This is a genomic window from Duganella sp. Root198D2 (assembly GCF_001428585.1).
GTDB lineage: Bacteria > Pseudomonadota > Gammaproteobacteria > Burkholderiales > Burkholderiaceae_D > Rugamonas.
Genome location: NZ_LMIC01000034.1, coordinates 235,334 through 250,239 on the forward strand (window position 1 = coordinate 235,334; position 14,906 = coordinate 250,239).

Consider the following 14,906-nt stretch of genomic DNA (forward strand, 5'->3'; position numbering starts at 1 on the left):
AGCAGGGAAAAAGAAGTGCAGAAACATACCAAAAACAGCCTGGCGCTTGCCATCCTGGGCGGACCGGCGTTCGCGCTGGCGCAGGCCTTGCCGGACGCCGGCCGCATCCTCGAACAGAACCGCCCGCCGGCTCTTGTGCGCCAGCCGGCAGCGACCGGGAAAGTGCTGCCTGACGCGGGCCCCGTGCCCGGCCTGGCGCTGGAAGGCGCCCAGAAGGTGATGGTGCGCCGCTTCACGCTGCAAGGCGTGGGCGTATTCGATACATCCGAATTGCAGGTCGTCCTGGCGCCATTTTCCGGCCGTGAGCTGACGTTTGCGGAACTGCAGCAGGCCTGCAATGCGGTGACGAACTACTACCGTGCCCGCGGCTATTTCGTGGCAAGCGCAGTATTGCCGGCGCAGGAAATCGGCGACGGCGAGGTGACGATCCAGGTGCTGGAAGGACGCATCTCCCAGTTGCGGATGGTACCGGATGGCGAGGTGCGCCTGCGTCCCGAGATCGCGCGGCGCTACCTCGATGCACTGGTGCGGCAGGGGCAACCGGTGCAGGAGGACCGCCTGGAGCGCGCGCTGTTGTTGACGCAGGATTTGCCTGGGATGGGTGCGCGCGCAGAATTGAGCCAGGGGCAGGGCATCGGCGAGTCCGAACTGGCGGTGCAAGTAAGCGAGAGCCGCATGGCCAGCGGTTCGCTGAGCCTGGACAATTCCAGCAACCGCTATACAGGCGCCACCCGCTTGTCGGGCAATCTTGTACTGAACGACCTGGGCGGCTACGGCGGCCAGTTGTCGCTGCTCGCATCCAGCGCCGGCGACGGCTTCACTTATGGCCGTGCGGGCTATGTTGCGCCGATGGGATTCAAGGGCCTGAAGGCCGGCGCCGCGTTCTCGCGCCTGCGCTACAAGCTGGGCGAGGAATTCAAGTCGCTGGACGCGCACGGCACGGCGTCGGTGTCGCAAATGATCGTCACGTATCCGCTGCTGCGCACGCGCAGCACCAACATCCAGCTGCGCACCGGCTACGACGATAAGCGCTACGAAAACTTTGCCAACGGCGCCCAGACCAGCGACAAGCATGTCAAGGTATTGCCAATGGCGGTGAGTTTCAGCCGCCAGGAACAGGACGCGATGACCCAGGCCAGCCTGGAGTTGAGCCTCGGCCACCTGGACCTCGGCGGCAACCCGGCGTCGGCGGCTGCGGATGCTGCCGGCGCGCGCAGCGACGGCCGCTTCTCCCACCTGGCCTACACGCTGGGGCGTTTCCAGCGCCTGGCCGGTAACCTTGGATTGCTGCTCAATGCCAGCGGCCAGTTCGCGTCGCGCAACCTGGAGTCCGGCGAAAAATTCTCGCTTGGCGGCGCGGGGCGCGTGCGCGCCTATCCGGCCGGCGAGGCCAGCGGCGACGAGGGGCATGTACTGAGTACCGAACTGCACTACGAATTGCAGGACCTGCGCACCGACTTGTCGGCGTTCGTGGACGTGGGCCGCGTGCGCCTGAATAAGGGCTTGTACGCGGGCGCCCTGGCCGAAAACGGCCCAGGCAACAGCTATACCCTGAAAGGTGCGGGCCTGGGCGCGGCGTGGCGCGGCGCAAGCGGCGCCATGCTGCAGGTGCAGGTGGCGCGCAAGCTCGGCGACAATCCGGCACCGGGGGCCAGGGGTGAAGATGGGGATGGCAAGACCTCCAAAGTACGCGCCTGGTTCACGGCAAGCGTGCCGTTCTGAGGCTGCCACCTAGCCAATTGATAGCTCGCCGCCCCTGCCGTTAAGGGCTTTCCTGCCTATGTTGCTGAATTTTCGGGCAACCGGGATACTGGAATGCTCCATTAACGGGCAGGGATGGCCATGAGCAAATTTCATCATATTACGCACTACGGCGAACTCGTCATGCCGGGCACGACGGCACGCGGCGAACTGCCTGACGACTTCACCATGAACTCCCCGGTCGGCATTGCGCGCGACCATTACGATCATGTCTGGGTGTGCGACACCGGCAACAGCCGCCTGCTGGTATTCACGGCCGACCTGAACACGCTGCTGCACGTGATCGATACGCCGGGCGAGGGAACCGAACAGGCGCGCCGCCTGCTGATGCCATTCCACCTCTGCCCGCATCCGGAACAGGACCTGATGTACTGCACCGACATGGGCAATGGCCGCATCGTGGTGTTCGAGTACGACGAGCACTCGGTCGACTTCCAGTTCGCTTTTGGCGACGCGGCCGATGGCATCAACGGTAAAGGGTTCGTGCCACTGAGCGACCCGAATGGCATCACCATCGTGAAGGAAGCCAGCGGCGAGCACTTTGTCTACGTGTGCGATGAATTCTTCCATACCGAAGGCGATGACCGCAGCCGCTGCGTGAAGTTCACGCCCGACGGCAAGTTCGTGCTGCAGTTCCGTACCATCGACGATGCCAACAGCGTACATGACCTGCTGTGGCCGCAGGGCCTGGCGTCGGACTCGCACGGCAACCTGTACCTGGCCAATACCGGCCGCTACGAAGTGCTGAAGATCGATACCGCCTGGCCGATCAAGAACGAACGCGTGCAGTGCCCGGGCGAGACTTCGCTGCTGCACAGCTTCGGCAATCCGGCCGGCATCGGCAAGTTCAATGTCATGCGCTCCGTGTGCGTGATCAATGACCGCATCTTCGTGCCAGGACAGGTGGAGGATTCGATCACGGTCTACGATACCGACGGCAAGCTGTTGACGGTGGTGGAGGGCATGCTGCCGCTGTGGAACCACAAGCCGCAAGCCATACATTCGATTTCCGACCTGGTGTACGGGTCGCTGGAAGATGCCGTCTTCGTCGGCCCTTACCAGATCTGTGCCGCAGCCGACGCCAACGTCTATTACGTGACCGAGCCGTTCGCATCCACGGTGCTGAAGATGCGCATTGCACCGGACCGCGACGGTGGCGACCAGGATGCGATCCTGCTCGATGCCGTCGGCCACCGGCGCGACAACCAGGCGGCAAAGGCTGTTACCTCGCAGTTCAACTGCATGACGTCGGTGATCGGCGTCGACCCCAAGCGCGAAGGCAGCGGAACCTTGCCGCAGTCGAACTGGATCGATAGCTGGGCCAGCGCCACGGCCAATATCTACAAGTACTGGTACGACCAGCTGAAGCACCACGCGCGCCTGGATCCTTTGGCGGGGGCTGCCACTTCGTCCTATAACATCGATTCCGGCAACTGGTGCATGAAGACCTTTAACACCTCGGCCGATCCGATCGCGCAGTTGCAGGACATGATGCGCGGTTTCTTCATGCCCGGCGGGCTGGCGATGGCGGTGTACTATCCGTCGCAGCCGCTGCTTGGCCAAATCTGTCCCGGCACACCGCTGGTGTTTGTCACCAACTTCAACGCCTGCACGGTGTCGATGTTCCAGTTCGGGCCGAACGGACACCTGTTGAACTATGGCCTGCCATTCGCGCGCGAAGGCCTGGGCGGCAACGGCACGCTGAAGGCGCCGCAAGGGCTGGAAGTGAACAGCCACGGCGAAATCTACATCGCCGACTCGCTGAACAACCGTATCTCGATGTGGCAGTTGCAGCCTACCGGCCTGGTGTCCTTCGTCAGGAATTTCCAATGGATGGAGAACGGTCAACCGTTGGCCAGCTTTGCACCTTGCGACGTGACGATCGATGCCCAGGACCGCGTCTTCGTGTGCGACCAGTTCAACAACTGCATCCGGGTCTTCGACCGCGAGGGCAACAGCCTGTGGAGCTACGGCCGTGCGGGCTATTGCGACGACCTGGAAAAGGATGCCGACAAGTTCTACCTGCCGGCCAGCCTGTGCGTAGACCAGGAGGGTCACCTGATTGTCAACGATTTGGTAAACCGAGCGCTGAAGATCTTCCGCATCGGCGAGGACACGCTAGAATACGTAACGGGAGAGCTTGTATTTAAAAAGTATCCCGAAGTTGGCGGCGTCTGGATGCCGTTCTTCATCTACGCGCGCGACCGGCGCGTGTACGTGCCCGACACCACTTTCAACGTCGTCAACATTTACGCCTACCAGCTTGAATGACAGGGGTGCGTCATGTGGAGAGGTTTGTTGGCCGGATTGCTGGTGACAGGCGCCGTGCAGGCGGCCGACAAAAAAACCTTCTCCGTAGGCGTTGAGGATTACAGGAACTGGCTGCCGTACTCCGAAGTGAGGAACGGGGTGTACGCTGGCCTGGGCAGGGACATCCTTGATGCTTTTGCCCGCCAGATGGGCTACACCTTCACGTACGAATCCTATCCCCTGAAGCGGCGCGATCGCCTGTTTGTCGACGGGCAGGTCGACCTGTCATTTCCGGACAACCCGAACTGGGTGGTGGAGATGAAGAAGGAACTGAAAATCAGCTACGCCCCGGTACTGGAATTTACCGACGGTGTGCTGGTCCGGCCGGAGAACATGGGCAAAGGCGTGGGGCGCCTGAAAACCCTCGGCATCCCGCTTGGCTTCACGCCTTACCCGTACCAGCAACTGATGTCGGCCGGTTCCCTGCGCATCGAGGAGACGGCCGACTACGATGCCCTGTACGAAAAGCTGATCATGCGGCGCGTCGACGGCGCCTACATGAACACGCGTATCGCCCGCCATTACTGGACCCAGATCCGCAAGCTGCCGCAGGTGCCGGTAACGTACGACCCGGACCTGCCGCATGCATCCGGCCAGTGGTACCTGTCCTCGCACAAATACCCGAAGTTGGTGGAGGAGTTCCGCCGTTTCATGCAGAGCAATAAGGCGGAAGTGGAGGAGTTGAAGAAGAAGTACAATTTCGTCTCCTCCGACGACCAGTGATTACGCGGCTTTCAGGCCCAGCACCTCGATCGGCTCGATGCTTGGCGGCGCGGCGAACAGTTCAGGCGCCTGGGCCATCAAGGCTTGCGCAATCGGGCCGTTCAAGTGGCCCTGGCGCGCCTCCTCGGTTTCGAAAGCGTCGAACGCGCCGAACACACGTTCCGACAGGCGCAGGGCGAACCAGTATTTGGTGCCCGGTTCCTGCTTGGCCAGCGCCAGGCCGGTGTGGAGGAAGTCGGCAACGGCGGCTTCCTTGCCCGGTTTGGCTTCGAAACGGGCGAACAGTGCGTACTTGATCATGGCTATCTCCTTGTTGGATTGATCGCGAAACTGCGATGGAGGTACTTTACCGGCGGCGGGCCTGCGGTTAAATTGGCGAGATTGACATCTTTGGTATCGATCGCGCCATGAACATTACCGTGCTTGCCCTCGACAGCGTGTTCGACACCGGCCTGTCGGCCGTGCTGGACGCCTTCACTACAGCCAATGAACTGGCGCCCATGCTGGCGGCGCCGCAGCCGGTCTTCAACGTCACGCTGGCCGGGCTGCGCCCCACAGTGCGCAGTGCGCAGGGAATGCAGGTGCCGGTCGCGCCTTTGGCTTCGGCGCCCGCTGCCGACCTTCTTATCCTGCCAGCCATTGGCCACAAGATGCCGGTGCCTCTGGAGGCAGCGCTGGCCTCGGCCGAAGTGGCGGATGCTGGCGATGCGCTGCGCGAACTGGCCGGACAGGGCGTGCGCATTGCGGCCGCCTGTATCGGCACCTTCGTGCTGGCCGAAAGCGGTTTGCTGGATGGCGAGGAGGCGACGACGACCTGGTGGCTGACGCCCATGTTCCGCCAGCGCTATCCCTTGGTGCGGCTGGATGCGCAGCGCATGGTGTTGGCCTCGGGCCAGTTCATCACGGCGGGTGCGGCGCTCAGTCACCTCGATATGTCGCTGTCGCTGATCCGGCAAGCCAGCCCTGAACTGGCGGCGATGGTGGCGCGCTACCTGGTGGTGGATGCGCGGCCGGCGCAATCGGCGTATGTGATTTCAGACCACCTGGCCCATGCCGATCCACTGGTGGCGGCTTTCGACCGCTGGGTGAGGCAGCACCTGGCCGAAGGCTTCAACCTGAAGGCCGCTGCTGCGGCACTGGCCACCAGCAAGCGTACGCTGGCGCGGCGCCTGCAGGAGGTGCTGGGCAAGACGCCCGTGAATTATGTGCAGGATTTGCGCATTGAACGCGCGGTCCACCTGCTCAAGACCAGCGATCAGAACGTCGACCGCATTGCCGAGCAGGTGGGTTATCGCGACGGCGTGACATTGCGCACGCTGTTGCGGCGCAAGCTTGGCAAGGGCTTGCGCGAGATACGCAACTGAGCAAAATTACTGCACGTTCAGCGTAATGTCATCCACGATGAAGGAGGTGGCGACGGCGGAGCCTTCCACGCCTTCGAAGTAGACGCGCACGGTCTGGCCTTTGTATGCGCTCATATCGAAGGTGCGCTGCACATAGCTGGAACCCTTGTTCAGGTTCGAGTAGGTGGCCAGCGTTGCCAGCACGGCGCCGCTGCTGCTGCGCACCTGGACCTTCAGCGTGTCGTAAGCCTGGGTCGTGGTGGTTTCGTCGGAAGTAATCTTCAGCCAGAAGCCCAAGGTGGCGCTGGTGGCGGTCGACGGGATGCTCACTTGCTGGTAGATGGTGTCGGTATGCGCGCTGCCGTAGCCGTTCATCCATGCCTTCCAGGTGCCGCCGTGGGCCAATACGGACGAGTCGCTGGTGATCACGCCGCTGGATGCGCTCCAGCTGGTGCTGCCGGATTCAAAGCCGCTGTTCAGCATCAGCTGCTGCGAGGTGGTCGTGTTATTCACGCTGAAGTTGACGCCGGAGGACAGCGCGCTGTTGCCGGCGGCGTCGAAGGCCTTTGCAGTCAGCACGTGGCTGCCGTTGCTCACGCCGGTGGAGTTGAAGGCATAGGACCATGGCGCGGCGGTGTCGCTGCCTTTCAGTGCGCCGTCCACGTAGAACTCGACCTTGGTCACGCCCACATTGTCGGTAGCGTTGGCGTTGAGGGTGATGGTGCCGCTGCTGCCGGTGCTCGAAGCGCTCACAGTTGGCGCCACGGTGTCGCCACCGGTGGAACCCTGCTGCGTCACCCAGACCGGCGCCGACCACAGGATATTGCCGTCGTCCTGGGTGACCTTGGCGTAGTAGAAGTGCGCACCGTCGGCCGGTGTGATGGTGGTGTTGGCGCTGGCGGCGAGCAGGGTCACGGTACCGTTGCGGCCCGGGACGCCTTCATAGAATTCCGAGGTCGACACGGTCTTGCCGGAGCTGCTGGTGAAGTTGGCCACCAGGTTCAGCGTGCCGCTGTTTGTGAAGCGCTCGCCCATGATATGGCCGTTGGCGGTCAGCACCAGTTGCGAAGTCTTGTCCATGGTCGCGAAGACGCGGCGGGCGCGGACCGCGTCCATGAAGCTGGCCGTGGACAGCGCGGTGCCGTTCGGGATCAGTACGCCGGTACGGTTGGTGTAGGAGGCCCCCCAGTTGGCGCAGTGGTTGTCCTGGTCGGTGGTGAAGGCGACGTGGAAGCCGGCTTCCAGCGCCTTCTTGCAAGCGCCTTCGTAATTGCTGCGGCCCGTTTCGGTTTCGGTGGTGTTGACGGAGAAGGCGGAGGTGTTCATCACTTCGCACAGCGCCATGGCTTCGTCACCGTCTGCCGTATAGCCCAGGGCCACGCCGTTGACCAGGAACTGGCCGCTGGTCGACGGGTGGTTGAACTGGCCCAGCCAGCCGCGCTGGCGCATCAGGGTGTACAGGTTGGCGTAGTCGTTCTTCGCGGTATAGGTGTCGGCAAGCAGCTGGCCCGAACTGTTGCTCTCCCAACCCAGCAACTCGTTGGAGTTGAGGATGTTCATGTGGCCGCCGTTGTTGATGACGCCCCATTCCATGCCGTAGATTGCCAGGAAGTTCGGGTTGGCGGCATTGAAGCTGGCCGCTTCCGACAAGCCGGACTGATACAGCGCTTTGGCGGTGGCCGGGGTGGCGGAGGTGTTGGTGGAGTCCGAACCGTCATACATGTGGTTATGTTCGGACGCCATCAGGAAGTCCAGCCCCCTGTTCTTGGCGTAGTTGAACGCGTCGGTCGGGCCGTAAGCAGCCGACTGCGGGTTTTGCGCGCCGGTGCATGCCCCCAGGTCGCCGCCGCCGTCGCTGTGGTTGGTCTGGCTGTGCATATTGCCGAAGTAGACCGTGTAGGGCAGCGAGGATGGTGCTGGTGCGACGGCCATCAGCGATGGCGCCGCAGCGGCTTTGGCCTGCGCCTGCTGGCCGATGGCGATCTCCCATTCCTGGTCGTGGATTTCGCCTTCGTGGCTGGCGATGCGGCGCGGTACCGCGTCGGCGCCTGAAGCCAGGCCACGCTGTGCGTCGTCGGAAATGGCGCGCAGGCGTGCCTTGTAAATACCGTTCGGCAGGGCGTTACGACGATTGCGGCCGGCCCATTCAACGTTGACGGTGACAGGCTTGTCTTGCAGGCGCTCGACGCCGGTCCAGCGTTCAACTACGCTGCCGTTCGGCGCAACAACTTCCAGCACCCAGCTCACGGACTGGGCGTTTTTGGCGTAAGGGTAGCTGAATTCGAGCTTGAAGCTGCGCGCCTCATTGGTGCCGGCGACAGCGCGGTAAGGCGCATGCAGCGTGGCTTCGAATTCGTGGTGGTCGGCGGTGGAGGCCTGGGCGGTGCCGATGGCTGCCAGTGCGGCGGCCATCGCTAGCTTGCGAAATGCGAAAGTCATGGTTTTCCCCGTGCTGTGATAATGCGCGAGAATGCGGCAGCACGGGAGCGGCGACAAATACGGAAAAGCTTTGCGATTAAGACGCAGGCCTTATATACCGGTTTGAATTGTCTTGGATTGAACAGATTTGTCGATTTGTCCAATTTTGAAAGAGTTATGTGACGAGGGCGTCATAAATCTCTTGGCAACTTGTGGTGTATTTGCGTCATGTTTACTGGGGCCGGAACACCAATACCGGCACCGGAGTGTTGAGCAGCACGCGATGGGTCTCGCTCCCAAGCAGCATTCCCTTCACGCCTTTGTAGCCATGTGTCGCCATCGCGATCATGTCGCAGCCGTAATCGATGGCGGTGGCAACGATGGTTTCGTAAGGCTGGTCGGAACGGCGCTGCACCACGTCGCAAGGCACGTTGTAATCGCTGGCCACCTTGGCCACTTCATCGAGCACCGACGCCGAATGGACTTCGCTGTCCTTCAGGTAGACGCCGCGCGTGTCCTCCAGCATGTCCGGGTGGTAGGTGAAGATGTGGAATTCCGGGATCACGTGCAGCGCCGTGACGCGCGCCCCGGCTTCCTGCGCGAACTTGATGGCCGAATGTAGGGCCGCGCCGGATGCTGGCGAGCCGTCGGTAGGGAAGAGGATGTGCTTGAACATGGCTTGCTCCAGGGGGGATTGATGCTTCCAGTCTGGTCGCCGCAGCGATTAGCAGCCATGACCTGCGTCAATTTTTGGCCGATGCTAGAATCGTCGACATGCTGAAACTACTCGGAAAACCCACCTCCATCAATGTCCGCAAAGTATTGTGGACGCTGTCCGAAACCGGTCTGTCTTATGAGCGCGAAGACTGGGGCGACGGCTACCGCCCAACCAATGTGCCGGAGTTCCTGGCATTGAACCCAAACGCGATGGTGCCCGTGCTGGTCGACGGCGACTTCGTGTTGTGGGAGTCGAACAGTATTTGCCGCTACCTGTGCGGCAAAGCAGGGCGCCAGGACTTGCTGCCTGCCGACCCGCAAACCCGCGCCCGTGTAGAGCAATGGATGGATTGGCAGGCGACTGAATTGAATCCGTCCTGGCGCTACGCCTTCATGGCACTGGTGCGCAAAAGCCCAGCCTTTACCGATCCCGCACAAATCGCCGCCAGCGCCGCGGCCTGGAACCGCAACGTCGGCATCCTTGACCGTCACTTGGCAACTGGCGGCCCGTTCGCGGCCGGCGGTCAGTTCACGTTAGCTGATATTGTCCTCGGCTTGTCGTTGAACCGCTGGCTGATGACACCAATTGAGCGTCCAGAATTCCCCGCTATCGCAGCCTACATCGAGCGTCTTGTCGAACGCCCGGCATACCGCGAGTTCGGCTGCAACGGCACTCCGTAATGGGCTTTGAAATCTCGTTCGTAGATCGCGCACAAAACGAGTTCCTCGAACGGGTCTTGCTGGCTGGCGATTACAGGGCGGCGGTGGTCGGTCGGATGGGAATCACGGATGGCATCCGGAATCATATTCGCTTGACGGCTTTGCCCTGCTGGTCGGTTCCGCCTCTGAACTCCTTGCTCTTGATCTTAACGGCGAGTGGGATCCCCCAGGTGGATGGCGACCATTTGAGTTGTCATCGCGCACGGGCGAACTAATACGGACATATATGTCGAAAAGATTTCCCCATCACTGAACCCAATATATGCACATTCGCAGAAAATTTGCCGCATTTTGCGCTGGTTTGTTCGGCTTGCAATCGGCATACGCCGCCACCATTACTAGTCACCATCTTGATCGCTCGGAAGGGATTCGCCATTTCTACGTCATGCAACCGGAAGGCTTGTCTTCGACGTTGAGGCCTGTTGTTATCCTCCTGCATGGCCACGGCGCCAGCGCGGCGTGGATGCTTGGTCAAGACTCCTTTGGCGGCTATCGTTCGCTAGACTGGGCAAAGCTGGCCGCCAGCAAGAAGGTAATGCTGATCGCCCCCGACGGCATTAAAGCGAGTGACGGCAAGCGAGCCTGGAATGACTGCCGCAGCGACGCCACCACGAACGCGTCAGCGGATGACGTTGGTTTTCTGTCTGCCCTAATCGACCGCGCCATTTCCGAATTTGGCGCGGATCCGAGCCGCATCTATATTTTTGGCACGTCCAATGGCGGAGGAATGGCCTACAGAGCAGGGATTGAACTGGGCCCTCGATTGGCGGCCATCGGCGTGCAAAGCAGCCTTATGGCAGCACGCAGCCATTGCAAACCACCGACACATCCGCTGCCGGTGTTTTTTACCCACGGAACTGCCGACAAAATTGCACCGTATGATGGCGGTGCAGTAACTGCCTTCGGACTCACGGGCCGCGGCAGCGGTCTCTCGGTTGATGAATCTGTGGCCATTTGGCGGGCGCTCGGTGGTCTGGCCGACACTCCGGTGACCTACCGCTTTCCGCATCTGCAGGCTAACGATCCAACAAGCGCTACCCGTTTGACTTGGGGTGACGATCCCGCACAGCTGCAAGTCGAACTTCTGCGCATTGATGGTGGTGGACATACCGGCTCGTCACGTACGGAAAACCTTACCTGGATTCTGCGCAAACTAATGGGAGAAATGAATCACGACGAAGACACGCCCGAGGCCGTATGGCGCTTCTTCGACCAAAAGCGTGCTCGGGCCGTGAAATCTTTGTAATTGAGTCGTTGCCAAGGCATCCCTTCGCAAACCGACGGGGAAAAAATGGGATACTGCTCAGCACTAACTGATGCCGGCAGGGTTGATAGACCGGCAATTTCGTAATGGTAATATATAAGTCTAAACATCTATTACGCTTTGCGCGGCACTTGCCAATTTAATGATTACAGACCAAACCCACGCCCATCCCGTCGACAACGCCTTTGGCGCTTTTGTTACGCGAATCAATGATCACTTCAGTGCGCTGACCGGGCCGATCTTCGAGACCAATGCCGCTGGAATGTTCGACGCATACCTCGATGCCTGCGAAGATCCGGCCGAGCGCCAGAAGCGAACCTGCAGCTGCTGCAGGCAGTTTATCGAGCGCTTCGGAGGTTTGGTGACGGTGGGCGACGACGGCCAACTGGTGCCTGCATTGTGGGATATTGAGGACGCGCCTGATCCATACCGTGGAGCGCTCGGCGCGCTGCAGCGCAAGGTGCGGCGGGCGAGCATCACCAAGCCGTTCCTGTCGAGTGAAGCGGTGTTCGGCAAGCCGGAAAAAGGCGGTTGGCACCATTTCGCTGTGAAGTCGGGAAAAATCTTTGCGGGCAATGGGCTCGATAACGCATTCCAGGCTGCCTGTGCCAGGCGGGAAGCGTTCGATTCGGTGCTTCGTGCGTTGGACGAATACACGCCTTCCACCTGCGCCACGGCATTGCGCCTGCTGAAAGACGATTCGCTGGCCAATTCAGAAGCCGCTTTGGGCCAGGCGCAATTCCTGGTCGACCTGCACGCAGCGCGTGACGCGGTCGACGGCCAGCAGGCTAAGGACAATATCGTCTACCGCATGGTGGCTACCGCGCCGACAGGTTTTTGCCATCCACGTTCGAGCATGATCGCGACGCTGTTGGACGATATTGCGGCCGGCAAGTCGTTCGAGGAAGCGGCCGCCAGCTGGGCCGCCAAGATGCATCCGCTGCGCTATCTGCGGCCCCAGGCGGCTCCGACCGAAGGTGCCATCAAGGCTGCCGAAGCGGCTTTCGAAAAGCTGGGTGCTGGAACGGCGCTCCAACGTCGTTATGGGACGATGGCGGATATCCTGGAAACGATCTGGCAGCCTGGTATCCAAGAGAAGCAGGAAGCGAAAGGCGGCCTGTTCTCCAGCATTATTCCCAAGGGAGTAGGCGCGCATGCAGCATCCATGATGGCGCCGGCGACGGTCATGACACTCGAAAAATTCCGTCGTACCGTGTTGCCGACCGCGGACAAGATCGAGATGGCGGCGCCGGCTGGGCGTACCTCATTCGTTGCTCTGACATCGGCGGTGCATGCCGATGCCCGCCCGATCCTGCAGTGGGACCATGATCAGAAGCGTAACCCGGTTGCCTGGTACATCTACCACGGCGGATCATCGGCCAGCGATTTCAATTTGTCCGGCAGCTTTTACGACGTAACGGCGATCACGGCGCCGCCGCACGCATGGTTGGGGCAGGTTCACCCCCAACATGGCGACGGCATTGTGTTATTGCTCAAGAACGCGCGCGACTTGAACAAGTGCGGAGGGCATTCGGCAATATTCCCGTCTTGCCTGAAAGGCGAGTTCCACGGCTTCAGGTCGACCATCGAGGCATACAGTAAGACGAATAGCCTGGGTGGTTTTGGCGAAGACAATGTGGCTGGCTTGCTATTGTCGAAGGGCGATCAGTACCAGGTAACGCTGCGGGTCACGTCAGGCGACCAGGTCAGCGAATACCGGTTAGACCGCTGGGATTAAGCTTCACGGCATCGGTAACGAAAACAGTCTGAAGATTGGATCTCGGAACGGTGAATGAGTTCACTTTAGACGTTCGGGCCAAAAACGTGGAGAGTTGGACTTCTCTCCCTAGCCTTCGCGGAGCAGCAAGCGGTACTCGCTTGGTGTCACACCGACGGTGGCGCGGAACTGGCGGGTGAATGCGCTGTGGTCGGCGTAGCCGCAGGCTTGGGCGATTTCTGACACGCTGGACTCGCCGGCCAGCATGCGCGAGGCGGCCTCCAGGCGCGTCTTGATGATCATCTGGCGCGGTGTGAGGTGGAAGATGCGTTCGAAGTAGCGTTCGATCTGCGCTACCGACATATTGGCCGTGCGAGCCAACTGCGGCAGCGTCAGCGTTTCACCATATTTGTCATGGATTAACCTGACCGCATCGGCGACCTTATGGTAGGCGGGGTTTTTATGATCGGCCATCGCCAGGTCGCGCGATACGCCGGCCAGGCCGACGATAGAGCCGTGCGCGTCGCGCAAGGGCCGCTTTTGCGTCAGGCACCAGCCGGGATCGCGGTTGGGATAGAGGTGTAGCTCCAGCTGGTCTTCGATCTGCACGCCTTCGTCCAGCACTGACTGGTCTTGCGCCTGGAAGCGCTGGCCCAGCGGCGCTGCGAACACCTCGTTGGCGGTCTTGCCCAGCAGCCCTGTCTTGTCTTTCATCCCGCAGCGTCGGGCCAGTGTCTGGTTCACCACCACATAACGCCCGGCGCGGTCCTTGACGAAGAACACCACGTCCGGCAGGGCGTCGAACAACGGCTCGGAAAAGAAGACATCGCCGATCCTGGCGCCCAGGTCGCTGCGCGCCGAACTGTGCAAAATATTCACTGACATGGTGTTCTCCCGCTGATTTTGTTCATTTTTACACGATTGTGCGGATTTCGTCATCTTCGGCGGTCGGGCGATGCAAGACGGCGGCCCCGGGAAGGCATAAGATGGCAAGCATGAAAACCATAGCCATTATCGATTCCCACACCGGCGGCGAACCGACCCGCCTGGTGATTGACGGCGGCCCTGACCTGGGCACCGGTCCCCTCAGCGAACGCCTGGTGCGCTTCCGTAATGAACATGACGGCTTCCGTTCCGGCGTAGTGTGCGAACCACGCGGTTCGGACGTGCTGGTGGGTGCGCTGCTGTGCGAACCGCATGCGCCGGATTGTGCAGCAGGCGTCATTTTCTTCAATAACGTCGGCTACCTTGGCATGTGCGGTCACGGTACCATCGGGCTGGTGGCATCGCTGGCTTTCATGGGCCGCTTGAGCGCGGGCGTGCACCGCATCGATACGCCGGTGGGCGTAGTCGAAGCCCAGTTGCATGAAGATGGCAGCGTGACCGTGAATAATGTGCCATCGTGGCGCAAGGCGAGCCATGTGCCGGTCGACGTGCCTGGATATGGCGTAGTGCGCGGTGATATCGCCTGGGGCGGCAACTGGTTTTTCCTGGTGGCCGATCATGGACAGCAGCTCGAACTCGGCAATGTGCGCGAGCTGTCGACTTACACCACCGCGATCAAGGATGCGCTGGAAGCGCAAGGCATCACCGGCGACAAAGGCGCACTGATCGACCATATCGAACTGTTTGCCGATTCCAGCAGCGGCTTGGGCGACAGCCAGAACTTCGTGCTGTGCCCGGGCAACGCTTACGACCGTTCGCCTTGCGGCACCGGCACCAGCGCGAAACTGGCCTGCCTGGCTGCGGACGGCAAGCTTGCCGAAGGCGAAGTCTGGCGCCAGGAGAGCATCGTCGGCAGCGTGTTCGAAGGTTCGTATCGCCGCGATGGCGACCGCGTGCTGCCTAGCATTCGCGGCAAGGCCTGGGTGAATGCGAAGTCGACCCTGGTGCTGGACCCGAGCGATCCATTTGTCTGGGGTATTCGTTGAGC

12 protein-coding genes are annotated in these 14,906 nt (G+C 61.2%); 8 read left to right on the top strand and 4 right to left on the bottom strand.

The genetic code is table 11. The annotated features are described in order from the left end of the window. The first annotated feature begins 15 nt into the window (after nucleotides 1–15). The 3 genes from ASE26_RS21165 to ASE26_RS21175 all read left to right on the top strand — a co-directional run bounded on the left by ASE26_RS21165 (nucleotide 16) and on the right by ASE26_RS21175 (nucleotide 4,794). Complete coding sequence (locus ASE26_RS21165) at nucleotides 16–1,722, top strand: ShlB/FhaC/HecB family hemolysin secretion/activation protein (protein ID WP_055925927.1); 1,707 nt, start codon at nucleotides 16–18, stop codon at nucleotides 1,720–1,722. Nucleotides 1,723–1,842: 120 nt separating this feature from the next. Next, entirely contained in the window at nucleotides 1,843–4,032 is a 2,190-nt protein-coding gene (locus tag ASE26_RS21170) for an NHL repeat-containing protein (protein WP_156397866.1), read from the top strand. Nucleotides 4,033–4,059: 27 nt separating this feature from the next. Then, nucleotides 4,060–4,794, top strand: a complete 735-nt coding sequence (locus ASE26_RS21175; RefSeq protein ID WP_055925933.1) for an ABC transporter substrate-binding protein — start codon at nucleotides 4,060–4,062, stop codon at nucleotides 4,792–4,794. Here ASE26_RS21175 and ASE26_RS21180 read toward each other — a convergent pair whose 3' ends face one another. After that, a complete protein-coding gene (locus tag ASE26_RS21180) occupies nucleotides 4,795–5,094 on the bottom strand; it encodes a putative quinol monooxygenase (RefSeq protein WP_057246892.1) in 300 nt (99 codons plus the stop codon). Between the two features lie 107 nt (nucleotides 5,095–5,201). On the opposite strand from ASE26_RS21180, the gene ASE26_RS21185 reads away from it, so the two are divergent. Then, nucleotides 5,202–6,158, top strand: coding sequence for a GlxA family transcriptional regulator (locus ASE26_RS21185; RefSeq protein WP_057246893.1), 957 nt, complete (start codon nucleotides 5,202–5,204; stop codon nucleotides 6,156–6,158). Between the two features lie 6 nt (nucleotides 6,159–6,164). Here the strand turns inward: ASE26_RS21185 and ASE26_RS21190 are convergent, their stop codons facing one another. Both ASE26_RS21190 and ASE26_RS21195 read right to left on the bottom strand, forming a co-directional pair. Further along, on the bottom strand, nucleotides 6,165–8,576 hold the full coding sequence (locus tag ASE26_RS21190) for a CehA/McbA family metallohydrolase (RefSeq protein WP_057246894.1): 2,412 nt from the start codon (nucleotides 8,574–8,576) through the stop codon (nucleotides 6,165–6,167). Nucleotides 8,577–8,787: 211 nt separating this feature from the next. Continuing rightward, nucleotides 8,788–9,231, bottom strand: coding sequence for a universal stress protein (locus ASE26_RS21195; RefSeq protein WP_055925944.1), 444 nt, complete (start codon nucleotides 9,229–9,231; stop codon nucleotides 8,788–8,790). Nucleotides 9,232–9,329: 98 nt separating this feature from the next. On the opposite strand from ASE26_RS21195, the gene ASE26_RS21200 reads away from it, so the two are divergent. From ASE26_RS21200 to ASE26_RS21215, 3 genes are all read left to right on the top strand, one after another. Then, complete coding sequence (locus ASE26_RS21200) at nucleotides 9,330–9,953, top strand: glutathione S-transferase family protein (RefSeq protein ID WP_055925947.1); 624 nt, start codon at nucleotides 9,330–9,332, stop codon at nucleotides 9,951–9,953. Between the two features lie 301 nt (nucleotides 9,954–10,254). Beyond that, nucleotides 10,255–11,238, top strand: a complete 984-nt coding sequence (locus tag ASE26_RS21210) for a PHB depolymerase family esterase (RefSeq protein WP_055925954.1) — start codon at nucleotides 10,255–10,257, stop codon at nucleotides 11,236–11,238. 160 nt (nucleotides 11,239–11,398) lie between these two features. Beyond that, nucleotides 11,399–12,994 carry a hypothetical protein gene (locus ASE26_RS21215; RefSeq protein ID WP_057246895.1) on the top strand — a complete coding sequence of 532 codons (1,596 nt, stop codon included), beginning with the start codon at nucleotides 11,399–11,401 and terminating at the stop codon, nucleotides 12,992–12,994. A gap of 108 nt (nucleotides 12,995–13,102) precedes the next feature. On the opposite strand, the gene ASE26_RS21220 is transcribed toward ASE26_RS21215, so the two are convergent. Beyond that, nucleotides 13,103–13,858: an AraC family transcriptional regulator gene (locus tag ASE26_RS21220; RefSeq protein ID WP_156397867.1), complete on the bottom strand. Its 756-nt coding sequence runs from the start codon at nucleotides 13,856–13,858 to the stop codon at nucleotides 13,103–13,105. A 101-nt stretch (nucleotides 13,859–13,959) separates the two neighbouring features. On the opposite strand from ASE26_RS21220, the gene ASE26_RS21225 reads away from it, so the two are divergent. Beyond that, a complete protein-coding gene (locus ASE26_RS21225) occupies nucleotides 13,960–14,904 on the top strand; it encodes a 4-hydroxyproline epimerase (protein WP_304438651.1) in 945 nt (314 codons plus the stop codon). The last annotated feature ends 2 nt before the right edge of the window (nucleotides 14,905–14,906 follow it).